Annotated in this window: 21 protein-coding genes; 17 read left to right on the top strand and 4 right to left on the bottom strand. The window is 72.6% G+C overall.

What is annotated here, in order from left to right:
* The first annotated feature begins 175 nt into the window (after positions 1-175).
* From DVR05_RS09055 to DVR05_RS09040, 4 genes are all read left to right on the top strand, one after another.
* On the top strand, positions 176-2,467 hold the full coding sequence (locus DVR05_RS09055) for a cation-translocating P-type ATPase (RefSeq protein ID WP_116245397.1): 2,292 nt from the start codon (positions 176-178) through the stop codon (positions 2,465-2,467).
* A gap of 350 nt (positions 2,468-2,817) precedes the next feature.
* Complete coding sequence (locus tag DVR05_RS09050; protein ID WP_116245396.1) at positions 2,818-4,104, top strand: cytochrome P450; 1,287 nt, start codon at positions 2,818-2,820, stop codon at positions 4,102-4,104.
* The gene (locus DVR05_RS09045) at positions 4,101-5,198 is read left to right on the top strand and encodes a cytochrome P450 (protein WP_116245395.1); all 1,098 of its coding nucleotides are present in this window, start codon (positions 4,101-4,103) and stop codon (positions 5,196-5,198) included. The genes DVR05_RS09050 and DVR05_RS09045 overlap by 4 nt, the downstream gene beginning before the upstream one ends.
* Before the next feature lie 258 nt (positions 5,199-5,456).
* The gene (locus tag DVR05_RS09040) at positions 5,457-7,214 is read left to right on the top strand and encodes a serine/threonine-protein kinase (protein ID WP_116245394.1); all 1,758 of its coding nucleotides are present in this window, start codon (positions 5,457-5,459) and stop codon (positions 7,212-7,214) included.
* A gap of 43 nt (positions 7,215-7,257) precedes the next feature.
* On the opposite strand, the gene DVR05_RS09035 is transcribed toward DVR05_RS09040, so the two are convergent.
* From DVR05_RS09035 to DVR05_RS09025, 3 genes are all read right to left on the bottom strand, one after another.
* On the bottom strand, positions 7,258-8,181 hold the full coding sequence (locus DVR05_RS09035) for a glutaminase (RefSeq protein WP_232832050.1): 924 nt from the start codon (positions 8,179-8,181) through the stop codon (positions 7,258-7,260).
* A 155-nt stretch (positions 8,182-8,336) separates the two neighbouring features.
* Positions 8,337-9,026: a response regulator transcription factor gene (locus tag DVR05_RS09030; protein WP_198659105.1), complete on the bottom strand. Its 690-nt coding sequence runs from the start codon at positions 9,024-9,026 to the stop codon at positions 8,337-8,339.
* Positions 9,023-10,213, bottom strand: a complete 1,191-nt coding sequence (locus tag DVR05_RS09025) for a sensor histidine kinase (protein ID WP_116245392.1) — start codon at positions 10,211-10,213, stop codon at positions 9,023-9,025. The genes DVR05_RS09030 and DVR05_RS09025 overlap by 4 nt, the downstream gene beginning before the upstream one ends.
* 268 nt (positions 10,214-10,481) lie before the next feature.
* Between DVR05_RS09025 and DVR05_RS09020 the strand changes: the two genes are divergently transcribed.
* From DVR05_RS09020 to DVR05_RS09010, 3 genes are read left to right on the top strand one after another with little or no spacing between them, the layout of a single operon-like run.
* On the top strand, positions 10,482-11,294 hold the full coding sequence (locus tag DVR05_RS09020; RefSeq protein WP_116245391.1) for an NAD-dependent epimerase/dehydratase family protein: 813 nt from the start codon (positions 10,482-10,484) through the stop codon (positions 11,292-11,294).
* A gap of 45 nt (positions 11,295-11,339) precedes the next feature.
* Positions 11,340-11,564 (top strand): type II toxin-antitoxin system HicB family antitoxin, encoded by a 225-nt coding sequence (locus tag DVR05_RS09015; RefSeq protein ID WP_116245390.1) that lies wholly within the window; start codon positions 11,340-11,342, stop codon positions 11,562-11,564.
* Positions 11,564-11,782: a type II toxin-antitoxin system HicA family toxin gene (locus DVR05_RS09010; protein ID WP_116245389.1), complete on the top strand. Its 219-nt coding sequence runs from the start codon at positions 11,564-11,566 to the stop codon at positions 11,780-11,782. The genes DVR05_RS09015 and DVR05_RS09010 overlap by 1 nt, the downstream gene beginning before the upstream one ends.
* 87 nt (positions 11,783-11,869) lie before the next feature.
* Here the strand turns inward: DVR05_RS09010 and DVR05_RS09005 are convergent, their stop codons facing one another.
* A complete protein-coding gene (locus DVR05_RS09005) occupies positions 11,870-13,024 on the bottom strand; it encodes an acyl-CoA dehydrogenase family protein (RefSeq protein WP_116245388.1) in 1,155 nt (384 codons plus the stop codon).
* A gap of 173 nt (positions 13,025-13,197) precedes the next feature.
* Between DVR05_RS09005 and DVR05_RS09000 the strand changes: the two genes are divergently transcribed.
* The 10 genes from DVR05_RS09000 to DVR05_RS08955 all read left to right on the top strand — a co-directional run bounded on the left by DVR05_RS09000 (position 13,198) and on the right by DVR05_RS08955 (position 26,825).
* Positions 13,198-13,971: a TetR/AcrR family transcriptional regulator gene (locus tag DVR05_RS09000; RefSeq protein WP_116245387.1), complete on the top strand. Its 774-nt coding sequence runs from the start codon at positions 13,198-13,200 to the stop codon at positions 13,969-13,971.
* A 92-nt stretch (positions 13,972-14,063) separates the two neighbouring features.
* Entirely contained in the window at positions 14,064-15,686 is a 1,623-nt protein-coding gene (locus DVR05_RS08995) for a peptide chain release factor 3 (protein WP_116245386.1), read from the top strand.
* A 763-nt stretch (positions 15,687-16,449) separates the two neighbouring features.
* Positions 16,450-17,739, top strand: a complete 1,290-nt coding sequence (locus DVR05_RS08990; RefSeq protein WP_116245385.1) for a citrate synthase — start codon at positions 16,450-16,452, stop codon at positions 17,737-17,739.
* A gap of 191 nt (positions 17,740-17,930) precedes the next feature.
* Positions 17,931-18,578, top strand: a complete 648-nt coding sequence (locus tag DVR05_RS08985) for an HdeD family acid-resistance protein (RefSeq protein WP_116245384.1) — start codon at positions 17,931-17,933, stop codon at positions 18,576-18,578.
* A 226-nt stretch (positions 18,579-18,804) separates the two neighbouring features.
* Positions 18,805-20,034, top strand: a complete 1,230-nt coding sequence (locus tag DVR05_RS08980) for a hypothetical protein (RefSeq protein ID WP_116245383.1) — start codon at positions 18,805-18,807, stop codon at positions 20,032-20,034.
* Positions 20,035-20,038: 4 nt separating this feature from the next.
* A complete protein-coding gene (locus tag DVR05_RS08975) occupies positions 20,039-22,363 on the top strand; it encodes a serine/threonine-protein kinase (protein WP_116245382.1) in 2,325 nt (774 codons plus the stop codon).
* Positions 22,364-22,380: 17 nt separating this feature from the next.
* Entirely contained in the window at positions 22,381-23,757 is a 1,377-nt protein-coding gene (locus DVR05_RS08970) for a protein phosphatase 2C domain-containing protein (RefSeq protein WP_116245381.1), read from the top strand.
* 73 nt (positions 23,758-23,830) lie between these two features.
* Positions 23,831-24,511, top strand: coding sequence for an FHA domain-containing protein (locus DVR05_RS08965; protein ID WP_116245380.1), 681 nt, complete (start codon positions 23,831-23,833; stop codon positions 24,509-24,511).
* Between the two features lie 6 nt (positions 24,512-24,517).
* Positions 24,518-25,975, top strand: a complete 1,458-nt coding sequence (locus DVR05_RS08960; protein WP_116245379.1) for a hypothetical protein — start codon at positions 24,518-24,520, stop codon at positions 25,973-25,975.
* A gap of 22 nt (positions 25,976-25,997) precedes the next feature.
* A complete protein-coding gene (locus tag DVR05_RS08955; RefSeq protein WP_116245378.1) occupies positions 25,998-26,825 on the top strand; it encodes a glutamate ABC transporter substrate-binding protein in 828 nt (275 codons plus the stop codon).
* Positions 26,826-26,878 lie beyond the last annotated feature (53 nt).

Below are 26,878 nucleotides of genomic sequence, written 5' to 3'. Positions count from 1 at the left end.
GTTCGCCGTTCGGGCGCCGACAGGGTGCCTGTGGACAGGGCCGCGCCGGAGGCGCCCTTCACGGGTGGTGGAGGGCGACGGGCGGTCGGCGCCCCGCCTCCGGGGCGCCCGAACACGGTCCGAAGCGAGGCGGAGGACCCCAGACACGGACACTGACAGCGGTTGGAGCGTTGAATTGAGTACCAGCGACACCCGGGCGCCGAGCCCCGAGACGGCCCCGGTCGAACTCGCCATCGGCGGGATGACCTGCGCCGCGTGCGCCAACCGCATCGAGAGGCGGCTCAACCGGATGGAGGGCGTCACCGCCAGCGTCAACTTCGCGACCGAGAAGGCGCGCGTGTCCTTCGAGGGTGAACCCGTCGCCGTCGACGAGCTCGTCGCCCAGGTCGAGAAGGCGGGCTACACCGCCACCGTCCCCCAGCCCGAGACCGGACCGGAGGAGACGACCGCCGAGCCGGACGACCCCGCTCGCGCCCTGCGCGACCGGGCGCTGGTCTCGCTCCTGCTCTCCGTCCCGGTCATCGCGATGGCGATGGTCCCGGCCCTCCAGTTCACCTACTGGCAGTGGGCGTCCCTCGCCCTCGCGGCGCCCGTCGTCGTCTGGGGCGCGCTGCCCTTCCACGTCGCGGCGTGGAAGAACCTCAGGCTCGGCACGGCGACCATGGACACGCTGGTCTCCCTCGGGGTGACCGCCGCGTTCCTGTGGTCCCTGTACGCCCTCTTCCTCGGCACCGCCGGAACCCCCGGCATGGTGCACCCCTTCGAGTTCACCATCACCCGCGCGGACGGCTCCGCCAACATCTACCTGGAGGTCGCGGCGGGGGTCACCTCCTTCATCCTCCTCGGCAAGTTCTTCGAGGCCCGCTCCAAGCGCCGCGCCGGGGCCGCCCTGCGCGCCCTGCTCGAACTGGGCGCCAAGGAGGTCACCGTTCTGCGGGGCGAGGGGCCGGACGCCCGCGAGGAGCCCGTCCCCGTCGAGCGGCTCGCCGTCGGCGACCGCTTCGTGGTCCGCCCCGGCGAGAAGATCGCCACCGACGGCACCGTCGAGGAGGGCACCTCCGCCGTCGACATGAGCATGCTCACCGGCGAGTCCGTCCCGGTGGAGGTCGCGCCCGGAACGGCCGTGGTCGGCGCCACCGTCAACGCGGGCGGCCGCCTCGTGGTCCGCGCCTCGCGGGTCGGCTCCGACACCCAGCTCGCCCAGATGGCGCGCCTGGTGGAGGACGCCCAGAACGGCAAGGCGCAGGTCCAGCGGCTCGCCGACCGGGTCTCCGGCGTCTTCGTCCCGATCGCGATCATGATCGCCGTGGGCACGCTCGGGTTCTGGATCGGCACCGGCGGGTCGGTGTCGGCCGCCTTCACCGCCGCCGTCGCGGTGCTGATCATCGCCTGCCCGTGCGCGCTCGGCCTGGCCACCCCGATGGCCCTGATGGTCGGCACCGGCCGTGGCGCCCAGCTCGGCATCCTCATCAAGGGCCCGGAGGTCCTGGAGAGCACCCGCCGCGTCGACACCGTCGTCCTCGACAAGACCGGCACCGTCACCACCGGCCAGATGGCGCTCTTTGGGGTCACCACCGCCGACGGCCAGGACGAGGACGAGCTCCTGCGCCTGGCCGGGGCCCTGGAGAACGCCTCCGAGCACCCCATCGCCCGCGCCATCGCCAAGGGTGCGACCGTACGGGTCGGAACCCTGCCGACCCCGGAGGACTTCGCCAACATCGAGGGACGCGGAGTCCAGGGGATCGTCGAGGGGCACGCCGTCCTGGTCGGCCGGACGGCCCTGCTGGAGGAGTGGTCGCAGACCCTGCCCGAGGAGTTGGCCGCCGCGGTCGCCGACGCCGAGGCCGAGGGCCGCACCGCCGTCGCGGTCGGCTGGGACGGCCGGGCCCGGGGGGTCCTGGTCGTGGCCGACACCGTCAAGCCCACCAGCGCCGAGGCGGTCCGCCAGTTCCGTGACCTGGGGCTCACCCCGATCCTGCTCACCGGCGACAACGAGGCCGTGGCCCGTGCCGTGGCCGCCGAGGTCGGCATCGACGAGGTGGTCGCCGAGGTCCTGCCCGAGGACAAGGTCGACGTCGTCCGGCGGCTCCAGGACGAGGGCCGCACCGTGGCGATGGTCGGCGACGGGGTCAACGACGCCGCCGCGCTCGCCCAGGCCGACCTGGGGCTGTCCATGGGAACGGGGACGGACGTGGCGATCGAGGCCAGTGACCTGACGCTGGTCCGCGGGGACCTGCGCGCGGCGGCGGACGCCGTCCGGCTGTCGCGGCGGACCCTGGCCACCATCCGGGGCAACCTGTTCTGGGCCTTCGCCTACAACTCGGCGGCCCTGCCCCTGGCCGCGCTCGGCCTGCTCAACCCGATGCTGGCGGGGGCCGCGATGGCGCTGTCGAGCGTGTTCGTGGTGACCAACAGCCAGCGGCTGCGCCGGTTCCGGCCGCTCAGCGACCACGCCACCGCCGCCTGATCCGGTCGCCCGCACCCGATCGACCACCGCCCCGGGACCCCGCGTCCCGGGGCGGTCGCGTGTCCGCGGACGGGGCGGATCTCCGCCCGAAACCCCTGATCTCCGGGGAAGCGCGGATGACTCGGTGTGAATCGGGTCTCGCGTTCCGCGAAGCCGCCCGCTAGGGTTTGCGCGGAGCCCCACGAGGGCTCGTCGGTACCGATCCGCACGGTACCGCCGTGACCCGAAGGACGCAGACCCCCGGACCGACGCCAGCCCCGCCCCCCTCCCCCTCACACGAGGCCCCCGTGACATCTGGATGCCCCTACGCCACGTTCCAGCGGAGTGAACCGCACCCCGACCCCTACGCCGTGTACGCCGAACTGCGCGCCGAGCACGGCCCGGTGGTCCCGGTCGAACTCGAGCCGGGTGTCCACGGGTGGTTGGTCACCGACTACGAGACCCTCATCTCCTGGTCCAGGGACACCACCACGTTCACCCACGACTCACGGGTCTGGCGGGACTTCCGCGAGGGGAGGGTCGCCCCCGACTCCCCGCTCCTGCCGATGATGGCGCCCCGGACGAACGCCCTGTTCGTCGACGGATCCGAGCACCAGCGCTACCGCCGCGCGATCACCGACAGCCTCGGCGCCGTCGACGACGCGGACCTGCGCGGGATCACCCGCCGCTACGCCGACGGCCTCATCGACCAGTTCTGCGCGCGGGGCGAGGCGGACCTGCTCGACGAGTACGCGCGCATGCTCCCGCTGCTGGTCTTCAACGACCTGTTCGGCTTCGACGAGGACCAGGGCCTGCGCTTCGCCGCCGCCATGCGCAACATGTGGATGGGCGTGGACGCCGAGCGCTCCAACGCCGAGGCCGAGCGCGTCCTGTCCGAGGTGGTCGGCGCCAGGCACCGCGCGCCCGGGGACGACGTGACCACCCGCCTCATCCAGCACCGCGCCCGGCTCACCGACGAGGAGGTCATCATGCAGATGCTCCTCATCGTCGGGGCCGCCAACGAGCCCACGGCCAACCTCATCGGCGCCGCCGTCCGCTCCGCCCTGGCCGAGCCGGTGACCACCCCGGACCGGGTCCCCTCCGACGCGGCCCTGGCCGACGTCGTCGACCGCGTCCTGTGGCTGGAGCCGCCGATCATCAACTACCCGGTGATCTACCCGCGGGTGGACGTGCCCCTCGGCGACGGCCGGACGATCCGGGCGGGCGAGCCGGTCACGCTGAGTTTCGCCGCCGCCAACCACTTCTACCGGCGGGAGAACGCCGAACGCCTGGAGGAGTCTCCCAACCGGGCCCACGTCGCCTGGGGAGCCGGGCCGCACCGGTGCCCCGGACGCGACGAGGCCACCACCATCACCACCATCGCGCTGCGCACCCTGCTCGCCCGGCTCCCCGGGCTTCGCGTGGCGGTGCCGCGCGAGGACCTGCGCTGGCAGATCACCGCCCTGTCCTGCCTTCCCCTCCAGCTCCCCGTCCGGTTCACCCCGCAGTCCCCCCTGCCCCCCACCGATGTGGAAGGACCCTCATGGAGCCCGTCCGACTCGCCCCCGGAAACCTCCGGTCCCAGGCCGCCCAGCTCCGCGCGCTCGGGCCTGTCGTCCCTGTCGAACTTCCTGGTGAGGTTGCTGCGTGGGTCGTGACCAGCCACGCGGCGGTCACCGAGGCGCTCGCCAGCCCGCACGTGCAGAAGGACAAGCGGCACTGGCGGGCGTTCAACGCGGGTGAGATCCCGCCGGACTGGCCGCTCATCTCGTGGATCATCGCCGAGAACATGCTGACCAGCGACGGCGAGGAGCACACCCGGCTGCGCAAACTCGTCTCCAAGGCGTTCACCCCCCGCCGCATCGAACTGCTGCGCGGCGGGGTCGTCGCGATCATCGACGGCCTCCTGGACGGTCTGGAGGAGGCGGCCGCGGCGAGCGAGGACGGCGTCGTGGACCTGCGGGCCCTGGTCGCCCAACCGCTGCCGATGATCGTGACCAGCGACCTGTTCGGGCTCGACGAGGCGATCCGGCCGAAGCTGAACCGCCTGGTCGGCCAGTTCTTCGACCAGAGCGTCACGCCCGAGGCGGCGATGGCGGCGTTCACCGAGATCACCGGGGTCCTCACCGGTCTGATCGCGACCAGGCGCGAGGAGCCGGGCGACGACCTGACCACCGCCCTGATCGCGGCCCGCGACGAGGACGACCGGCTCAGCGAGGCGGAGCTCATGTGGAGCCTGCTCCTGATCATCAGCGCGGGCTACGAGACCACGATGAACCTCATCGCCAACGCCGTGCGCGCCCTGGTCACCCACCGCGACCAGCTCGACATGCTCATGGCCGGCCGCGTGCCCTGGTCCGCGGCGGTCGAGGAGGTCCTGCGCTGGGACGGCCCGGCCGAGTACCTGCCGATGCGCTACACCACGCGCGACCTCGACCTGGCCGGGGTGCGCGTCCCCGCGGGGGAGCCCCTGCTGCTCGGCTACGGCGGCGCGGGACGGGACGAGGAACGGTACGGGCCCACGGCGGGGGAGTTCGACATCACCCGTGAGGACACCTCCCACCTGGCCTTCTCCCACGGGCGCCACTACTGCCTGGGCGCGAGCCTGGCCCGGATGGAGGCGGGGGAGGCCCTGCCCCGCCTGTTCGAGCGGTTCCCCAAGCTCGACCTGGCCGTGCCGCCAGAGCAGCTGACGCCGCTGCCGTCGATCGTCATCTCCGGGGTCGAGGAGCTGCCGGTGCGCCTGCGCTGAGAGTGACGCCGGGTGGGACACGCCCGGTGACCACGGTCCCACCGGAGGGGGTTCGCCGCTCTTCTGGTGGGATCGTCGCATTTCAGGGGGCATGTTCCCGGTATCGGGGCGGCGGACGGGCTCCCGCGACGCCGTCACCGCCGGTGCCGACCCCGCCCCGGGTGCCTAAACTCTGGGATGTCCCCCGTCCCCCGCCGCGCCCCGCTTCCGCGGTCACCCCTGCCCTTTCTCCCCTCCCCTTCAGAGGAATCGCGCCACATGAACAGTTCGGCAGCCGAACCCGGTCGCTCCCTGGTCGACAGGTACCGCCTGGACGAGGTCATCGGCGAGGGCGGCATGGGCCGGGTCTGGCGGGGAACCGACACCCTCCTCGACCGCCCGGTCGCCGTCAAGGAACTGACCACGCCGCCCGGCCTCCCGGCCCAGGAGGTGGAGGTCCTGCGCACCCGGATGCTGCGTGAGGCGCGCAGTGCCGCGCAGCTGAGCCACCCGTCCATCATCACCGTGTTCGACGTGGCCGAGGAGGACGGCCGCCCCTGGATCGTGATGGAGCTGGTCCAGGGGCCCTCCCTGGGCGACCTGATCCGCTCCGGGGAACCGCTGTCCGTGCGCCGGGTCGCCGACATCGGCGAACAGATGGGCGCCGGACTGGCCGAGGCGCACGGCCGGGGCATCGTGCACCGCGACATCAAGCCCGGAAACGTGCTCATCGCGGGGGAGAACCGCGCCGTCCTCACCGACTTCGGCATCGCCCACCTGGACGGTTCCACCCACCTGACCAGCACCGGGCTGCTCATCGGTTCCCCCAGCTACCTGGCGCCGGAGGTCGCGCAGGGGTTCCAGGCCAGCCCCGCCTCGGACGCGTGGGCGCTGGGCGTCACCCTCTACCAGGCGGTGGAGGGGACGCTGCCGTTCGACCGGCCCACACCGATGGCGACGCTCACCGCGATCTGCACCCAGGACCTGCCCGAGCCGGTCAGGGCCGGTCCGCTCCGCCCCGTCCTGGAGGGGCTGTGCGCGAAGGAGCCGCAGGACCGGCTCTCCATCGCCGAGGCGCGCTCCCTCCTGCGCGGGATCCGGGAGGCCGAGGAGGCCGCCTCCTCCGGCGCCGCGACCACGCTCGCGACCACCCGCCCGACCGGGGAACCCGGGCCGGCGGGCGCGGCGGACGCCGGTCCGGAGCGGGTCCCCGACCAGGCCGCCGCGTCCGGGGACGCCGACGCCGCCGGCGTCTCCCGCGCCACGGACTCCGGCGGCACGGCCGATGTCGCCTGGGCCACGCCCCCGTCCGCCCCGTCGACCCCGTCCGGGAGCGCCCCCGGGCGCGGCGGGGGACCGCGGCGGATCAGGGTCGCGTTGGTCGTCGCCGCCGCGGTCGTGCTGCTGGTCGCGGGCGCGGTCACCAGCGCCCTGGTCAGCATGGACCGCGCCCAGAACGCGGCCGGAACCGCGAGCGGGTCCGTCGACGGGACGGGGGAGGAGGACCCCCGGGGCGCCGACGCCACACCGGAGGCCGGTGCACCGGACGCCGAACCGGGGGACGGGGAGGAGGAGACGGACGGAGAGGACGACCGGTGGGACTTCCTCACCCGCCACGAGGACCCCACCGGCTTCTCCGTCGACGTCCCCGAGGGGTGGAGCGCCGACCGTCGGGGCTCCAGCGTCTTCTTCCGCAACCCCGACGGCGGGTACCTCCAGGTGGACCAGACCGACTCCCCCAACCCCGACGCCGGTGACGACTGGCGGGCCTTCGAACCGGTCGGCAGCCGGAACTTCCCCGGCTACTCCCGCATCGGCATCAGGGACGTCGAGGCCGACTGGGCCGACGCCTACGTCAGCGCCGCCGACTGGGAGTTCACCTTCGACGGAGACAACGGGCGGATGCACGCCATCAACCGGGGCTTCCACACCGAGACCAAGGGCTACGCGCTGTTCCTCGTCGCCAGCGGCGACGACCCCGAGGCCAACCACGAACTCCTGGACCGCATGGCCGAGAGCTTCGAGCCCGCCTCCTGAGAGGCGACGTCCCCGCCGCCGGGGCGTGCCGCGCCCCGGCCCCTCAGAACACCGAGCACCGCGTGACGTCGGTGAAGGCCTCCAGCGCCAGCGCCCCCGCGACCGAGTTGCCCTTGGGGTCCAGCCCCGGCGCCCAGGCCACCACCGCGTACCTGCCGGGCACGACCGAAAGGATGCCGCCGCCCACCCCGCTCTTGCACGGCAGGCCGACACGGTAGGCGAACTCGCCCGCGGCGTCGTAGGTGCCGCAGGTGAGCATCACCGCCATGATCCGGCGGGCGTCCTCGCGGCTCATCAGCCGGGTGCCGTCCGCCCGCACCCCGTGCCTGGCCAGCACGAGCCCGGCCCGGGCCAGGTCCTCCGCGCTGATGGTGATCGAGCACTGGCGGAAGTAGTGGTCGAGCGCCTGGGGGACCGGGTTGCGCATGTTGCCGAAGCTCGCCATGAGGTAGGCCAGCGCCCGGTTGCGGTGACCGGTCTCGGTCTCGGAGCGCGCGGTCACCGTGTCCACGTCCAGCCCCGTGTTGCCCGTCTCCTCGCGCAACAGCTCCCGCAGCGCGCCCAGCGCGTCGCCCGTGTCGCTGAGCAGCTGGTCGGTGACGACGATCGCGCCGGGGTTGATGAACGGGTTGCGCGGGACACCGCTCTCGAACTCCAGCTGGTACAGCGAGTTGAACGCGTTGCCGGACGGTTCCCGGTGCACGCGCCGCCAGATCCCGTGGCCGGACCGGCTCACCACCAGCGCGAGCGTGAACAGCTTGGAGACGCTCTGGATGGAGAACGGCACCGCCGAGTCCCCGACCGCGTGCACCTCGCCGTCGACGGTGGCCACCGCGAACCCGAACTGGTGCGGGTCGACCTTGCTGAGCTCCGGGATGTAGTCGGCGTCCCGGCCCTCGCCGATGTGCGGCTCGACCCGTTCCATGACGGCGTCGAGCACCCCGGGCAGGTCGACGCGGCCGGTCACGGCCCCTCACCCCTCTCGCACCACTGGTCACGCTGTGGTCACACACAGTATGCGTGCCGGTGTCCGTGGAACGGGGGAAGCGCCCCGGCCGTCCCCGCGCGGCCCGGCGTGTCCGGCCCGTCGCGCGACCGGCTCCGCCGGATCGAGGGGCGGGATCAGTCCGTTCCGTCGAGGAGCCGGGCGTCGTGCACCAGCAGGGCGATCTGCACCCGGTTGTTGAGCCCGAGCTTGGTGAGGACGCTGGACACGTGCGTCTTGACCGTCGGCACGCTCAGGAACAGCCGCGAGGCGATGTCGGCGTTGGACCGCCCCTGCCCCACGGCCACCGCCACGTCGAGCTCGCGCGCGTTGAGCGCCGCGAGCCGCTCCCGTGCCCGCTCCGCGCGCCCGCCGTGGTCGCCCGCGGTCACCCGGTCGATGAGGCGGCGCGTCACGCCGGGCGACAGGACGGGCAGGCCGCGGGCCACCTGGCGGACGGACTCCACGATCTGCGCGGGCGGGGTGTCCTTGAGCAGGAAGCCCGCCGCCCCCGCGCGCAGGGCGCGCAGAACGTGCTCGTCGGCGTCGAAGGTGGTGAGGACGAGCACCTCGGGGGCGTCGGGCCGGGACCGCAGGCGCTCGGTGGCGGTCAGACCGTCCACCGTCGGCATCCGGATGTCCATCAGCACCACGTCCGGCGCGTGCTCGTCGACCAGGTCGGGGACGGCGCCGCCGTCCCCCGCCTCGGCCAGGACCCGGATGTCGGGCGCGCCGCCCATCATCATCACCAGGCCGACCCGCACCAGCGCGTCGTCGTCGACGATCACCACACCGATCTCGCGGGTGTCCCGTTCGGTCTCGCTCATGCCGGCCACGGTAGCCACGCGGACAGACGCCAGCCACCACCGTCGGTCGGCCCGTACTCCAGGCGGCCCGACGCCAGCGACAGGCGTTCGGCCAACCCGACGAGCCCCTGTCCCGCGCCGTCGACCGGACCGGGCGGCCGGGGCGCGGAGGCGGGGCCGTTGCGCACCTCCACGGTCAGCCCCTCGCCGGGTGCGCCCGCCACGCGGACGAGGGTGTCGGCTCCGGCCGCGTGCTTGCGGACGTTGGTCAGGGCCTCCTGGACGACCCGGTAGACGGTGCGCCCCACCCGTTCGGGCACCGTGCCCTCGTGGTCGCGCACCAGCTCCACCCGGGCGCCGACGTGGTCCGCCTCCTCCACGAGCTGCTCCAGGTCGGCCAGCGTGGGCTGGGGCAGCTCGCCCACGGGGGCGCGCAGCACGCCGATCACCTCCCGCAGGTCCTGGAGCGCCTGGTGCGCGCTCTCGCGGATCACCGACGCCGAGCGGGCGACCTCCTCGGAGGAGGCGTCGGGCCGGTACTCCAGGGCGCCCGCGTGCACGCTGAGCATGGACAGCCGGTGGCCGAGCACGTCGTGGATCTCCCGGGCGATGGCCTCGCGGACCTGGTGCTGGGCCTGCTCCGCCCGGAGCCGGGCCTCGGCCTCCGCGTGCACGGCGCGGTCGCGCAGCGACTCCACGAGCTTCCTGCGGTGGTGGACGGTCAGGCCCCAGCCGGTGACGGTGCCCAGGATCGCCACCCCCAGCAGGAAGTCGACGAAGAGCGGGACGAAGGGGTCGGGCCACAGGGCCGAGTGGAGGAAGGACGCCCCCACGGCGAGCCCGAACACCGAGAGGCTGACCTTCGGAGGGCGGTGCACCGCCAGGGAGAACAGGGCGATGAGCATCGCCCCGGCGATGAGCGCGGACACACCCGACAGCACGACCAGGACCACGGCGATCCCGACCGGGCGGCTCCGCCGCCACCACAGCGCCGCGCAGCCCGCGAAGGCGACCAGCTGCTCGGTGACGGCCAGCCAGAGGGGGAGGTCGCGACGCGCGTCCGGGCCGATCGGGCCGTGCGGGGACTGGCCGGGGTCCGCGATGACCATGAGACCGAACCCCACGGCGAGCAGGAACATCGCCAGGTCCACGGCCCAGTCGCGCGCACTGCGCCGTCGTCGCGGTTCGGGGGGCGTGGCAGCGTTCATCGCCCGGAGTCTACGGCTCGCCCGGCCGGACACCGGCGTTCGATGCATGCCCCCGCGCCCCGGCGCGGTCCCGTGCGCGGGGTCCTGCGGGGCGTCGGCGACCGCGCCCTGTCCGCCGACCTCGCGGTGGCGGCCGCCGGCGCCGGGCGGCCCCGAAACCGGAACGTCACGCGCGGTGCGCGCCGGTCGGTACCGTGGGGCCCGAACGGGGCGCGCGGAGCGGGGGGACACGCCCCCCGGAGCGAACCGATCGTGGGGGGTCTGTCCGATGAGCACACTCGTCACCGGAGCCACCGGGATGGTGGGCCGGCGCGTCCTGGCCGGGCTGCGTCGGCGCGGGGTGGCCGCGACGGGGGCGTCGCGGACGTCGGAGACCCGTCTGGACTGGACGGACACCACCGGGTGGGACGACGTCCTCAAGGGCGTCGAGCGCGTCTTCGTGGTGACGCCCGTCGGCCTCGGCCTGGGCGGACGGGTGGCGGGCTTCCTGACCCGGGCGGCGGAGGCCGGGGTGGAGCACGCCGTGGTCATGTCGGCGATGGGCACCGAGCACGCCCCCTCGGACTCCGACCAGCGCGCCGCCGAACTCCGGGCGAAGGAGCTGTTCGCGCGGTGGACGGTGCTGCGCCCGAACTGGCTCGACCAGGACTTCACCGAGGGCACCTTCGCCGGTCTGGCGCGCGCCCGCAACGGCAGGCTCGAACTCCCGGTCCGGAAGAACACGGCGGTGAGCTTCGTGGACGCCCGGGACGTGGCCGATACGGCGGTCGCGGCCCTGCTGGAGGACCACCACCGACGGGAGTACACGCTGACCGGGCCCCAGGCGCTCCCGTTCCGGGAGGCGGTGCGGATGACGAAGGGCACCGACAGCCCGGTGTGGCGGTTCAAGTCGGTGGACGAGTCGCGGTTCTACTTCCGGGCCACCGACCGGGGGTGGGGCGAACGGTACGTGGACACGCTCAACGAGCGGTTCGCCGCCGCCGTCGCCGGTGCCGCCGCGCGGGTCACCGGGGACGTGCGCACGGCACTGGGCCGCGACCCGATCCCCTTCGCGCGCTTCGTCCGCGAGTCCACGGTCTGAGCCGGTCCCGGGACTCCCCGGCCCGGCTCGGCTGCGCTGAGGGGCATGGAGCGCACGCTGCACCTCAACGCCACGGTCACTCCGGACACCGAACTCGGTGGATACGTCGCCAGAGGCGTCGAGGTCGAGGTCGCCTCCCAGGGCGAGACGGTCGAGGAGGCCGTCGCCAACCTTCGCGAGGCACTCGAACCGTACTTCGAGGACGGGGAGACGCCCGAGCTGCCGACGTTGACCATGATCGCCCCGGTCGACGTCCGAGTCCCCGCCTGATGGGGCCGCACTGTCCCGTGCTCTCCGGTCGCGAGGTCGAGCGTGCCCTGGAGAAGGCCGGATTCGAGCACGTCACCACACGCGGTGACCACGTCAGGCTCCGCAAGGAGTTCAGGATCGTGATCGTGCCGATGCACAAGGAACTCAAGCGAGGCACACTCCGATCGATCCTGACCCAGGCGGGGCTGAGCCTGGAGGACCTTCGAGCCCTCCGCTGAGCCTCGCCCGCGCACGCCGAGGCCCCGGCCGTTCCGCTCCGCTCCGGTGGAGGGGCGGGACGGCCGGGGCCTCGGCGTTCCTGCGGCCTACTTGAGCAGCTGGCGGGCCATCACCAGGCGCTGGATCTGGTTGGTGCCCTCGTAGATCTGGGTGATCTTGGCGTCGCGCATCATGCGCTCCAGCGGGAAGTCCTTCACGTAGCCCGCGCCGCCCAGCAGCTGCACGGCGTCGGTGGTGATCTCCATGGCCGCGTCGGAGGCGCAGCACTTGGCGGCGGCGCCGTAGAAGGGCAGGTCGTCGTCGCCGCGCTCGGACTTGGCCGCCGCGACGTAGACCATCTGGCGGGCGGTCTCCAGCTTCATCGCCATGTCGGCGAGCATGAACTGCACGCCCTGGAAGTCGGCGACGGCCTTGCCGAACTGCTTGCGCTCCTTGACGTAGGCCACGGCGTGGTCCAGGGCGCCCTGGGCGATGCCGACGGCCTGCGCGCCGATGGTGACGCGGGTGTGGTCGAGGGTGCGCAGAGCGATCTTGAGGCCCTCCCCGGGGGCGCCGACCATGCGGTCGCCGGGGACGCGCACGTTGTCGAAGAACAGCTCACGGGTGGGGGAGCCCTTGATGCCGAGCTTGCGCTCGGGCTCGCCCAGGGTGAAGCCCTCGTCGTCGGCGTGCAGGACGAACGCCGAGATGTTGCGGCCGCGGGCGCCCTCGGGGTCGGTCACGGCCAGGACCGTGTAGTACTTGCTGACCCCGGCGTTGGTGATCCACGACTTCTGGCCGTTGAGGATCCAGTCGTCGCCGTCGGCCACGGCCTGGGTGCGCATGCTCGCGGTGTCGGAACCGGCCTCGCGCTCGGACAGGCCGTAGGAGAACATCGCCTCGCCGCGGGCGACCTCGGGCAGGTAGCGCTGCTTGACCTCCTCGGACGCGCCGAGGATGAGCGGCATGGTGCCGAGCTTGTTGACCGCCGGGATCAGCGAGGACGAGGCGCACGCGCGGGCGACCTCCTCGATGATGATGCAGGTCGCGAGGGCGTCGGCGCCCACGCCGTCGTACTTCTCCTCGATGTGCGCGGCGTGGAAGTCCGTGGCGACCAGGGCGTCGTGCGCCGCCTGGGGGAAGGAGCTGGTCTCGTCGACCTCCGCCGCGTGCGGGGCGATCTTGTCCTCGGCGACGGAGCGCACGGCCTCGCGCAGCTCCTCGTGCTCCTCGCTGGTCTTGAACAGGTCGAAGTCGCTCATGTCCGCTCCCTCTCCGGTGGCGTGTCCCGGCTTGTGGCACCGCGTGCCGGTGTATGGCATTCAGTGCCAGGGTAGGGGGTGAACGGGACGAAGTACACAGACGAGGTCGGATACCTTGCTGGATGTCGTCCGAGACGGACGGACCACGATGTCGAGGTGGAGGGGGTGGACCCGTGGCCGGGACGGGTGCGCGGGAACGCGCCGAGGGCCGGGGCGGCGCGGCGCGCGTGGACACGCGCGACGTGGTGCTCGCGGCGGTCCGGCTCTTCACCGACGACGGGTTCGAGGCCACCACGATGGAGGGCATCGCCGCGGCCACGGGGGTCAGCCGCCGCAGCCTCTTCCGCAGGTTCGGGTCGAAGGAGGACATCCTCTTCGCCGAGCACGACGAACTCTTCTCCACCGTGGTCCGCTACCTGGAGGCATCCCCCGACGATCCGCTGGACTCGGTGTGCGCGGCCGCGCGCCTGGTCCTCCAGGGGTACCTGCGCGACCCCGAGATCACCGTCCCCCGGTACCGGCTCGTGCGCGCCCACCCCCGGCTGCGCGACCGCGAGGTGGCCATGACCGCCCGCTACCAGGCGGCGTTCACCCGGTACCTGGCCGCCGACCGCGGGGAGGGGCACTCCCTGGTGGCCGGTGTGGTGGCCGCGTCCCTGATCGCCGCGCACAACCACGTCCTGAGGTCGTGGCTGCGCGCCCCCGACCAGGACCCCGGGCGGGTGTGGGAGCGGTTCGACACCGCGACGGACCTGGTGCGCCGGACGGCCGCGACGGTGCTGGAGGGCGAGGGGCGGGGGAGGACCCCGGCCGGGGAGGAGCCGGCGGAGCCGGAGCCGCCCGCGGGCGAGAGCGTGCTGGTCGCGGTCTACCCCAGCGACACCGGTCGGGACGAGCTGCTGCGCCGGATCACCGCGGCGGTGCGGGGGCCGCGAGCGACGTCGTGACCGGGTCGTCCACAGGGCGCTCCGGGGAGTCCGCCACCGGGCGTACTCTGGACGGGGTCGGGAAGTGGCAGCGACGCGGGACGGGCACGGGAATGAGCGTGGATCAGGCGGGCACGACACGGCAGGAGGCCGAGGTCGCGCGGGAGGCGGGTCGGCGGCGCACCTTCGCGGTGATCTCCCACCCCGACGCCGGTAAGTCGACGCTGACCGAGGCTCTGGCCCTGCACGCGGCGGCGATCTCCTCGGCCGGTGCGGTCCACGGCAAGGGCGACCGCAAGGGGGTGACCTCGGACTGGATGCAGATGGAGCAGGACCGGGGGATCTCCATCACCTCGGCCGCGCTGCGCATCGACTACTCCGACCGGGTGCTGAACCTGCTGGACACCCCCGGCCACGCCGACTTCTCCGAGGACACCTACCGGGTGCTCTCAGCGGTGGACTGCGCGATCATGCTGCTGGACTCGGCCAAGGGCCTGGAGCCGCAGACACTCAAGCTCTTCGACGTGTGTCGGGCCCGGAAGATGCCCGTCATCACCTTCGTCAACAAGTGGGACCGGCCCGGCCGCGAGCCGCTGGAGCTGCTGGACGAGATCGAGCAGCGCATCGGGTTGCGGCCGACCCCGCTGAACTGGCCGGTGGGCATCGCCGGTGACTTCCGGGGCCTGATCGACCGCGCCAGCGGCACCTACACCAAGATGACCCGCACCCCCGGCGGCGCGCGCAAGGCGATCGAGGAGACCCTGGACCCCGACGAGGCGGCCCGGATCGAGGGCGCCGCGTGGGAACAGGCCCAGGAGGAGATCGAGCTGCTGGAGGCTTTGGGCGCCGACTACGACGAGGAGTCCTTCCTGGCGGGGGAGTCCTCCCCGGTGCTGTTCGGCGCCGCGCTGCCCAACTTCGGTGTGGGCCAGCTGCTGGAGGCGGTCGTGGACCTGGCGCCCGCACCGGCGGCCAAGTCGGACGACAGGGGCGAGCCGCGTCCGGTGGCGGCGCCGTTCTCCGGCCAGGTGTTCAAGATGCAGGCCAACATGGACCGCAACCACCGGGACCGGATGGCGTTCGTGCGCATCTCCTCGGGCCGGTTCGAGCGCGGGATGGTGCTCACCCACGCGGCGACGGGGCGTCCGTTCGCCACCAAGTACACCCAGGCGGTGTTCGGCTCGGACCGGTCCACGATCGACGTGGCCTACCCGGGGGACGTGATCGCTCTGGTCAACGCCCAGGCGCTGGCGGTGGGCGACACCCTCTACGACGGGCCCAAGGTGAGCTTCCCGGCGATCCCGAGCTTTGCCCCCGAACACTTCGTGGTGGCGCGGGCACAGGACGCGGGCAAGTACAAGCAGTTCCAGCGCGGGATCGCGCAGCTGGACGCCGAGGGCGTGGTGCAGGTGCTGACCTCGGACGTGCGCGGGGAGCAGGCCCCGGTGCTGGCGGCGGTGGGTCCGCTCCAGTTCGACGTGGTCAGGCACCGTATGGAGCAGGAGTTCCGTTCCCCGATCGAGACCTCGCCGTTGGAGTACTCGGTGGCCCGGCGCACGGATGCCGAGTCCGCGCCGGCGCTGCACGCCCTGTCCGGGGCGGAGGTGCTGCGTCGGCGGGGTGACGGGGAGCTGTTGGTGTTGGTGCACAACAAGTGGCGGTTGCGGGTGATCGAGCGTGACCACCCCGACCTGTTCATGGAACCGCTGCTGGCCGGAGGCGTCGAGGAGGAGTAGCCCCGACTGTGACGAAAAAGCTGTCACTCGGGGGTTTCACTTCAGTGTTTTCGGGGCAGCAGCATCCCTTCCGCCGGGTCAATGACTGCGCGGACACGGTCGACGGCCGGGCGGAATCGGGACCATCGGTCCGATGACCGTGTGCGTGCCGTTTACCGGAGTTCTCACGTGCCGCCCGATGCGTGTGTGAACTCACGAGCCCTCCGTACCACCCTCGAACACGGTGGGCGCGTCGACGTGTGACCAGAGTGACGGACGGGGTCGCGGGGCGCTCCGCAGAGGCCAAGATCACCGCTCTGTCGGTACCCCTCCTCAACGCCCGTGATCAGGGCGAAGGTACCCTGTGGGGAGGCCACTAGGGCGCGTACGGACACCTCGTCGCACCGGGCTCCGCGGTACCTGTCCACATCTGTGAAGGGTGTCCGGGGGTCATCGGGTTCGACGGGTGGCGGAGTGCTCAGGGGACCGGCACAGGAGGCTGGGCGCCATCGGGGGACCCCCGGTGTCGCCCGCGACGCCTCAGGGCGATCACGGAGTAATCGACGGTCGGCAAAGTTTGTAAATCTTCACCGTGCGGTAATTCTGCCCTCGTCGGGGTATGTGTTGCATGTCACCTGTTCGTGAATCGGTGAAACTTATATGATTTTGCTTAACCGTCGTTTAACAAAACAGAACAATAACGAGTGAATCAAGAACGCGGCGGCTGACCGCCCCGCGGCTGAGCACCTCACGTATCCCCCGCCTGGAAAGGTTGACCTCGGGCATGAGCGAAGACGACAAAGAGCGCACGGTGGAGCTGCACTACGAGGGCGGCGTACTGAAGCTGCCGGTGTTCACCGGCACCGAGGGTGAGCGCACCATCGAGCTGAAGACCCTGCTGGGCGCGACCGGTATGACCACCCTGGATCCGGGGTTCGGCAACACCGCTTCGTGTAGCTCGAAGATCACCTACATCGACGGGGCCGCGGGCATCCTGCGCTACCGCGGGTACCCGATCCAGGACCTCGCCGTGGGAAGCAGCTTCCTTGAGGTTGCCTACCTGGTGATCTACGGGGAGCTGCCGGAGCCCGGTCAGCTCAAGGAGTTCTCCGACAAGCTGCGCGAGAACGCCGACATCCCGGCCGAGATGGGCACCTTCATCGACGCGATGCCCCGCAACGGTCACCCGATGTCGCTGATGGCCAGCGCCGTCAACACCCTCGCGGCGTACTACGCCGACAGCGTCGACCCCTCCGACGAGAACCAGGTGGAGCTCGCCACGATCCGGCTGTTGGCCAAGCTGCCGACGATCGCGGCCCGCATCTACCGCAACTCCATCGGCGAGAAGCCGATCGCCCCGGACGCCTCCCTGGACTACGTCGAGAACTTCATCCGGATGACGTTCGGCGACAACGCCGCCGACGGCGAGCTGGGCGACCTGTTCGGCAAAGCCGTGGACCTGCTGCTCATCCTGCACGCGGACCACGAGCTCAACTGCTCCACCGCCACCGTCCGCGTGGTCGGCTCCGCGCAGGCCGACATCTTCGCCAGCATCGCCGCGGGCATCAACGCCCTGTCCGGGCCGTCCCACGGTGGCGCCAACCAGGCCGTGCTGGAGATGCTGGAGGAGATCCGCGACTCGGGCACCAGCATCGAGGACTTCCTGGCGCGCGTGAAGGCCCGCGAGGTCCGCCTGATGGGCTTCGGCCACCGCGTGTACAAGAACTTCGACCCGCGGAGCAAGGAGATCAAGGGTCTGGCCAGCCAGATCCTCGACAACCACGAGAACCCGGACGAGCTCTTCTCGCTGGCCCTCAAGCTGGAGGCCGCCGCGCTCGCGGACTCCTACTTCACCGAGCGCAAGCTCTACCCGAACGTCGACTTCTACACCGGCGTCATCTACCGGGCCATGGGCTTCCCGACCAACATGTTCACCGTGCTGTTCGCCCTGGGCCGTCTGCCCGGGTGGATCGCCCACTACCGTGAGCAGCTGCACGACCCGGCCTTCCGGATCGCGCGCCCGCGCCAGCACTACATCGGTTCCGGCGAGCGCCGCTACCCCGGTCAGGGCTGATCCCCAGACCCGTACCGCCCGCCCCCGCCACCGGGGGCGGGCGTTGGCGTATCCGGTCCCCGTAGCCCGCCGCTACCCTCCCTTGCCAGGCATTTTGCCCGTCGACTGTCGTCGGGGCGCGCCCCCCGGGGGAAGCTGCACCCGTAAGGTCCCGTGACCACGGGCGACCGCGAGGGACTCGGGAGGCTGGGATGGTCCGGTACGCGTTGGCCGGCGACATGCTCGGGGAGATGAGCCGGAACTGGTGGGTGGTGGTCCTGCGCGGCGTCGCCGCCGTGCTCTTCGGTCTGCTCGCCCTGTTCTGGCCCGGGCTCACCCTGGTCAGCCTGGCCGTCGTCTTCGGTGTGTTCGCGCTCGTCGACGGATGCGCGTTGGGGGCGGCGGCCTTCCGCGCGACGCCGGGCAGCCGGGCGTCGATGATCGTGCAGGCGGTGCTCAGCGTCATCATGGGTCTCATCGCGCTGATCTGGCCCCTCGTGGCGGTCATGGCGCTGGTGTTCGTGATCGGTGCCTGGGCGATCGTGACGGGTGTGGCCGAGATCGTCACCGCCATCCGCCTGCGAGCACGCATCAGCTCCGAGTGGCTGCTCATCTTCGTCGGCGCCCTGTCGATCGTGTTCGGTCTGCTGCTGTGGTTCTGGCCCCTGGAGGGCGCGCAGGCCATCGTGCTCGTCGTCGGCGTCTACGCGATCATCTTCGGCATCGTGCTCGCGGTGGCCGGGTTCCGGCTGCGCGGCGTCGCCGAGACCTACGCCCTGCCCGGGAACCGCGTGCGTGAGGAGCCGGAGGACACCGGTCCGGACGAGGGAGACGAGCCGCCGGGCCCCGTCGCCACCTAGGCGGCGCCCTCGTGCTCCTCCGCTCCGGCGCGGTGCTCCGGGGGCGGCCCCCGCCGTGGCCGGTCACGGCCGAACGCCGGGGCGCCCTTGTGGTTCGGGAGGGCGGCGGCCAGACTCGTATCTGGAAACCGGGAGCACTGGGCCGTTCACGCGGATCGGGCGTGGGCGGGTGAGACGGGAGTGGTACGGCAAGGTGGGGAGCGCGCCAGGGGCACGGATGCCTCCGATGAGCTGGGAGGGCATCGACCACGCGCTCAACCGTGTGCGCGGTGAGGCCGACCGGATCACCCTCTACCGCACCGATCTGGACGGCCACGTCTGCCACCGCCTGCTCAGGGAGACGGACCTGGTCGGGCGCACCAGGCAGCGCTGGGAGCGGGCGGACGCGCGTGTGCACAGCCTGCGGGCGGTGCACCCCGCCGTGCGGGACGTGGTCGAGCGCGCCACCAAGCTGCGCGTCTCGGGAGACCCCGACGCCCAGAGCGAACTCACCCGCCTCCTCGACGGCCCCTCGGTGGTGCTTCCGCGCACCGACGCCTCTCCAGGCGGTTCCGACGAACGGATCACCCTCGCCGAGGCCGTCGCCCGGGTGACGGCCGACTACGAGGAGGTCACCGAGGCCATCTCCGCGGTCGAGACCGCCTGGGACGCCCTCCATCCCCGGCTCGGCGAACTCGAGTCCATGTGGCACGAGATCGGCACGTACGCCGACATGGTCGGCCTCGACGAGGACGAGTACGAGGACCTGCGCGCCGCCCTCTTCCGGATCGGTGAGGTGATCCGCCGCGACCCGCTGTCACTCGTCGTCGACGGGCGCGTGGTCACCACCGAGATCGAGCGCCTGCGGGAACTGCTGGACCGCACCCGCGGCGAACTCCGCGACGCCCTGCGCATGCGCGACTCCTACCACGAGACCGTCGACCGCCTCCGCTTCGCCGTCGACGACGTCGAGATGGTCGTCCGGCGGGCCCACCGCCTGCGCGCCCAGGTCGTCGCCAAGGTCCTGGCACCCGAGGCGCCCGAGGTCCCGGACCCGGTCCCCGGCCTGCGCTCGGCCATCGCCGCACTGGACGTCCTCCGTGACGAAGGGCGCTGGCGCGAACTCGGCACCCGCCTGGGCGAGCTCCAACGCGCCATCCACCTCGCCGCCGACGACGCCCGCGAGCGCGAGAACGGACTCACCCGCCTGCTGGAACGCCGGGCCGAGCTGCGCGGCCGACTGGACGCCTTCCGCGCGCTCTCCGTCCGGCTCGGCCTGGCCGGTGACGCGCGGCTCGCCGCGCTGCACGGCGCGGCGCACTGGGAACTGTGGTCGGTCCCCTGCGACCTGCGCGCCGCCACCGTCGCGCTGGCCGCCTACCTCGGCGCGCTCAAGGAGGTCTCCGGCGACGACTTCCCCGAGGACGGAACCCCCTCCGGCGACGGCCTTCCGGACGGCGGGCACGAGGAGGTGTGAACACATGACGACCACGTGCACGGGACCCGGCTGCGACGGCCGGATCGAGGACGGTTCCTGCCCCTCCTGCGGTCGGGCGCCGGCCGACGCCCTCCACGCCAGGACCGAGCGGGTCCCCCTGGCCCCTCCGGTGCCGCCCCCGGCGCCGGGTTCCGGCTCCGCGGCCCCCTCCGGCGACGGTCCCGCGCATCCCCACCCGGCCCCGGGCGACGGGCACCCCTCCGCCCCCGCCCCGAGGGCGGGAAGCGTGAGCGGCCCGGGCACGGGATCGGGCCGGACCAGCCGCCGCTACGCGCGTGGCACGCTCGGACTGGGCATGGTCCAGGTGCCCCCGGTCCCCTACCGGGACCCCGCCGAGGCGGTCATGAGCGAGCCCGTCGTCGCGGAGAAGAACCGGTTCTGCGGCGCCTGCAACGAACGCGTCGGCCGCTCCCGCGACGGTCGCCCCGGCCGGACCGAGGGGTACTGCCCCAGGTGCGGCACCCCCTTCTCCTTCACACCCAAGCTCGCCCCCGGCGACCTGGTCGGCGGGCAGTACGAGGTGCTCGGCTGCATCGCCCACGGCGGACTGGGCTGGATCTACCTGGCCAAGGACCGCAACGTCAACGACCGCTGGGTCGTGCTCAAGGGCCTGCTCAACGCCGGAGACGCGGAGGCGCACAAGGCGGCCGCCGCCGAGCGCTCGTTCCTGTCGGAGGTCGAGCACCCCAACATCGTCAAGATCATCAACTTCTCGCAGCACCCCGACCCCGACACCGGCATCCCCTCCGGCCACATCGTCATGGAGTACGTCGGCGGCAGGTCGCTGCGGGAGCTGCTGACCGAACACGGCGGACAGGGCGCCGGACACGAGGTCCTGCCGGTCGACCAGGCCCTCGCCTACGCTCTGGAGAGCCTGCGGGCCGTGGGTTACCTGCACAGCAAGGGCCTGCTCTACTGCGACTTCAAACCGGACAACGTCATGCAGAGCGAGGAGCAGATCAAGCTCATCGACCTGGGCGGCGTCCGGCGCATGGACGACGGCTCCAGCTCCGTCTACACCACGCCCGGCTACCGGGTACCGGAGGAGGAGCTGCGCTTCCCCGGCCCCTCGATCAGCTCCGACCTCTACTCCGTGGGGCGGACCCTGGCCGTCCTCAGCTTCCGGTTCGACGCCAGGGGAGAGTACGCGCACACGCTCCCGCCCGCCGACACGGTGCCGCTGCTCAGGCACCACGAGTCCTTCGACCGCCTCCTGCGCCGCAGTACCCACGCCGAACCGCGGATGCGCTTCCAGAGCGCCGACGAGATGGCCGACCAGCTCATCGGCGTCCTGCGCGAGGTGCTGTCCGACATCAAGGGTTCGCCGCACCCGGCGCCCTCCACCCTGTTCGGTGAGGAGAACCCGGTCGGCGGCACCGGGCTCGGAGCGCTCGACGCCGACCGCCTGCTCGCCCCGCCCCCGCCCACCGAGGCGGCGGCGCTCCTGCCCACGCCCCACATCGGCGACGACGATCTGGACGCCCAACGCCTCCGGGGCTTCTCCGCCCTGGCCGACGAGGAACTGATCCCCATCCTGCGGGGCATGACCGCGCCCTCGCCCGAGACCCTGCTCATGCTGTGCCGCGCCCTGATCACGACGGGCCGCCGCGATGAGGCCGTGGACGCCCTGCACCGGTTCAGCGAGGCGGTCCCGGGCGACTGGCGCACCGGGTGGTACCTCGCCGTCGCCGCGTTGGGCGACGGCCGATTCGAGGAGGCCGTCGTCCACTTCGACCGCATCTACGCCCTCCTGCCGGGGGAGAGCGCCCCCAAACTCGGCCTGGCCATCGCCAGCGAACGGGTCGGCGACCACGTGACCGCCGCCCGCCAGTACCAGACGGTGTGGAACACCGACCACTCCTTCGTCAGCGCCGCCTTCGGTCTGGCGCGGATCCGCCTCGCCCAGGACGACCGGGCGGCGGCGATCTCGGTCCTGGACACCGTCCCCCAACTGTCCAGCCGCTACGTGCACGCCCAGACCGCGCTCGTGTCCGTCCTGTCCGACCGGCACCGCTCCACCGGCGCGGCGGAGTTCCTGGAGGCGGGCCAGCGCCTGGAACGCCTCGGCCTGGGCGCCGCCACCGACCGGCTCGCCGTCCGGGTCCTGGAAAACGTCCTGACCTGGCTCGACGAGGGCGGTCACGCGCCGACGGACCGCGTGCTCCTGGGGGCTCCGTTCTCGGAGAACGGTGTGCGTGCCAATCTGGAACGGCGCTACCGTACCCTGGCTCATCGCGCCGGCTCGGTGCGTGAACGCCACGAACTCGTGGACAAGGCCAACTCCCTACGCCCCGTGACGCTGCTGTGAGAATCGAAGGTACGTCGATGTCCAAGGTGCGGACCTGTCCTGCCTGCGCCGACAGAGTGACCGCTGGTGACAGCTTCTGCGAGGGGTGCGGCCGCACCCTTCCGAACGACATCAGGGACGCTCCCGCCGAGAACCCCGACAGGGTGCCCACCGCGCCCCAGGTGAGCATGTCGGGGGCGACCCCCGGGCCCGAGGACGGGGGACGCCCCGGGCTCGTCCCCGAGGACGGCGCTCCCACCGCCCCCCAGGTGAGCCTGTCCGGCGCCACGCGCCCGGCGCCCGACGACGGCGCCGACTCCCTGGCCACCCAACCCCTGCGGCGCGACGACGTCCTCTCCACCCCGGACGGTGGGCGCCGCGGCCCCGCCGAGACCTCCAGACTCGGCGAAGCACCCAGACCGGACAGAGCCGGCGAACCGTCCATGCCGTCCGAGCCTTCCGTGCCGGAGTGGCCGCCGCCAGCCAGCGGCAGCGTTCCGATCACCCCCACCAACCCCGCCCTGTGCACCTGGTGTCCGGGACGGGTGCGGGACGGGTACTGCACGACCTGCGGCCTGCTCCAACCCACCGGACGCGACCACGTCGAGGTGTCCACCGGCGACGCCGCGGGCGTCAGCGACCGCGGGCACCGACACAAGCGCAACGAGGACGCCATGACGGTCCGCGCCCTGCCCGCCGACGACCCCCACGCGCCCGGCGCCGTCGTCGCCGTGGTCTGTGACGGGGTGTCCACCTCGCCCCGCCCCGACGAGGCGTCCCGGGTGACCGCCGAGGCCGGTGTCGCCGTCCTGGCCGAGCACCTGCGCCAGGGAGTCGACCCCCGGGCGGCCACCGGCGCGGCGATGACCCACGCCGCCCGTGCCGTGGCCGCGATCGCCGACTCCCCCCGATCCGCGCCCGCCTGCACGTTCGTCTCCGCCGTCGTGCGCCCCGACACCGGCACCGTCACAGTCGGGTGGGTCGGCGACAGCCGCGCCTACTGGCTCTCCGGCGGCCCCGCCGCCAGTGCGTCCGCCCTTCTCACCAGGGACGACTCCTGGAGCGAGGCAATGGTGCAGATGGGCATGCTGTCCCGCGAGGAGGCGATGCGCTCGGCGAACGCGCACGCCCTGGTCGCGTGGATGGGCGCCGACTCCGGGGAGGTCGACGCGCACGTCTCCACCGTCACCCCCACCGGCCCCGGGGCCGTCGTGCTGTGCACCGACGGTCTGTGGAACTACTACCCCGAGGCCGCCGACCTCACCGCGGCCGTCCCCGGTGCCGGAACCGCGCCCCGGGAGGCCGCCCGCCGGTACGTCGAACTCGCCCTTGAGGCCGGCGGCAAGGACAACGTCACCGTGGTGGTCATACCGGTGCCCGGCCGAGGAGGGGGACCCCGTGCCGGACAGGTCTGACCACCCCGCCAGACCCTCCCGCCACCCCCGGACCCCGCCCCGTGACGCCCCAGGACCCGGGTAGGAGGGACCCATGTCGAGCTGCCCCTCCGGTCACAGGTCCACCACGGCCGACGTCTGCGACGTGTGTGGTCTGCGGCTGCGCCCGACCCCGCCCGGCCAGTCGCCACCGGCGATCCCCCACGGCCCGGCGGAACCGCCGTCCCCCCGGGCCGCGGTCGAACCCCGCGGCGGCCCGTGCCCCGTCTGCGCCACGCCCCGCACCGGCCGCTTCTGCGAGGAGTGCGGTTTCGACTTCGTCTCGCGCTCCGGCGGTCGCCGGAGCCCCTCCGCGGACCCCGGACACGGAGTCTCCTGGCTCGCGATCGTGACCGCCGACCCCGCCTACTACCAGTACATGGCCGACCAGGGCAGGCTCGACACCTCCCAGATCCCCTTCCCCGCACACCACCGGCAGCGTCGCGTCAGGCTCCGGGGGTCACGCGTGCACATCGGCCGGCACAGCGCCAGACGGGGGTTCACCCCCGAGATCGACCTCGGCGGCCCCGACGGGGACCCCGCCGTCTCCCGCGTCCACGCGATCCTGCTTCCCGCGTCCGGTGGGACCTGGGCGGTCCTCGATCCGGGGTCGGTCAACGGGACGACGATCAACGGGGCCGCCGACCCCATCCCCCGCAACGTGGAGGTTCCCCTGAATGACAGCGATCGGATCTACGTCGGCGCGTGGACGGCCATCACCCTGCGCAAGGGGTGAGGCCCGGTGACCGGCGACGCCGCGGGGTCGCCGCCCCGGACCGGGCGCCGCCGGTTCCGGCTGAACTCCACCCCCGCCCGCGTGTGGGCGCTGACGGTGGTGTGCGTCGTCGCCGTCACGGGGCTGTTCGCGTCCGCGAACACCGCCCTCGGCCAGGCCCGGTCCGGCCTCGACGTGCTCGGTCGCGACGCCGGTCCGCGCGCCATGGCCACCACCGACCTGTACCTGGCCCTGGCCGACATGGACGCGCGCATGGCCGACGTCCTGCTCATGGGGACCGACCACGACCTGGGGTCCGGGCGCGCCGACGCGCTGGACCGCTTCGAGGCCAGCCGCCGCCAGGCCGACGAGGCGCTGCTCCACGCCGCCTCGCTCACCGAGGGCGACAGCGTGGAGGAGCGCACCGTCCAGGCGGTCCTGGACGGGATGGGCGCCTACGAGCGGCACGCCTCCCGCGCACTCCTGCTCAACGACGAGGCCGAGGCCCCGCCGGGAAGGGTGGACGAGGAGGCGCTGGAGGAGTACCGGAAGGCCACCCAGCTGATGCACACGGAGCTGCTGCCCAAGGCGTTCAACCTGGGGCTGGACTCCTCCGCGATCGTGCGGCAGAACCACGAGGAGGGGCAGCGCTCGGTCGCGTGGGGGATGCTGACGGTCGGCGGGGTCGGCGCGGCCGCGCTCGCGGCACTGGTCGCGCTCCAGCTCTACCTGCGCCTGCGCTTCCGCCGCCGCTTCAACGTCCCCCTCCTGGGCGCGACCGCCGGGGTCCTCGCCCTGACCGTCGGCGTCGTGGTCACGCTCGAACTCAGCAACGACCACCAGCGCGCCGCCAAGGAGGAGGGGCTGGACGCGGCGATGGCGCTCGCGCGGGCGGGGGCGATCGCCACCGACATGCAGGCCGACCAGAGCCGCTACCTCGGCGACCCCGAACTGGCCGACAACTACCAGCAGGTCTACCTGGAACGCGCCCAGCAGGTGCTGTTCCGTCCGGCCGAGAACCTGGAACAGTACTACGCGGCGGTCGACGAGGTCGCCGACGCCTACCCCGACCTGCCGGGGGCGGACGGCCCCGACGACGATGACCCGGGCACCCTGGGGTACCTCGGCGAGCGGGCGCAGGGATCGCTGCTGCCCGGTCAGGAGGACGCGCTCGCCGAGGTGCTGGAGACCTACGAGCGACTGCACGCGGCCGACCGCGACCTGCGCGCCGCCGCCCGGGACGGCGATCTGGCCGCCGCGGTCGAGACCCGCATGTCCGTCGCCGACTCGCGCGACGGCGCCTTCCCCGCCTACGTCACGGCGCTGGACGAACTGACCGACCTGCACCGCAGGGCCTTCGTCGACGGCATCGCGCGGGGGGACGCGGCGCTGACCCCCTGGCGGCTGGGGCTGCCCGTGCTCACCCTGACCGTGCTCGCCCTGGTCGCGCTCGGGGTCCGCCCCCGGCTGGCCGAGTACCGCTGACACCCGAGAGAGGAACGGGACGATGAGGTTGCGACACCGCTCCGCCGCCGTGGCGACCGCCTTGGCGCTGGGCCTGTCCGGGTGCTCCGAGGCGCTCGGGGAGGAGACCTCGGTGCTCGACGCGGAGTCGATCACCGTGGGCGTCAAGTACGACCAGCCCGGCACCGGTCTGCTGGGCCCCGACGGCGAGTTGACCGGCTTCGACGTGGACGTCGCCCACTACCTCACCGAGCGGATGGGTTTCTCCGCCGACCGCGTGGAGCTGGTGGGGGTCACCTCCGCCGAACGCGAGGACCTGCTCGTCAGCGGCGAGGTGGACATGGTCGTGGCGACCTACTCCATCACCCAGGCCCGCAAGACCGAGGTGACCTTCGGCGGGCCGTACTACGTGGCCCAGCAGGACCTGCTCGTCCGGGCGGAGGACACCGACATCGACGACGTGCGCGACCTGGAGGGGCTCCGCCTGTGCCAGGGCAGGGGGTCGAACTCGGCGCGTCGGATCACCGAGGGCCTCGGTATCCGGGTCGAGCAGACGGACGCCCCCAGCTACGGCGCGTGCGTCGACGCCCTGCGCGAGGGCGAGGTGGACGCGATGTCCACGGACAACCTGATCCTGGCGGGCTTCCTGGCCCGGGAACCGGACTCCTTCCGGCTGGTCAACAACCCGTTCACCGAGGAGAAGTACGGGGTGGGACTGCCGCACGGCGACGTGCGCGCGTGCGAGACGGTCAACAAGGCGATCACCGAGATGTACCAGGACGGGACCGCCGGGCGACTGTTGGAGAGGTGGTTCGGGGACACCGGCCTGGACCTGGTCACGAGCGTTCCGCAGTTCGAGGGCTGCCCCTGACGGTGGGTGGATCGCCGTCGGCGGATCACGGATACTGAGCGGGGTGTAGGGCT

This window comes from Nocardiopsis sp. FIRDI 009, from assembly GCF_003386285.1.
Taxonomy (GTDB): domain Bacteria; phylum Actinomycetota; class Actinomycetes; order Streptosporangiales; family Streptosporangiaceae; genus Nocardiopsis.
Note: the sequence above shows the minus strand (reverse complement) of the source record. Positions and strands in the feature narration are given on the sequence as shown.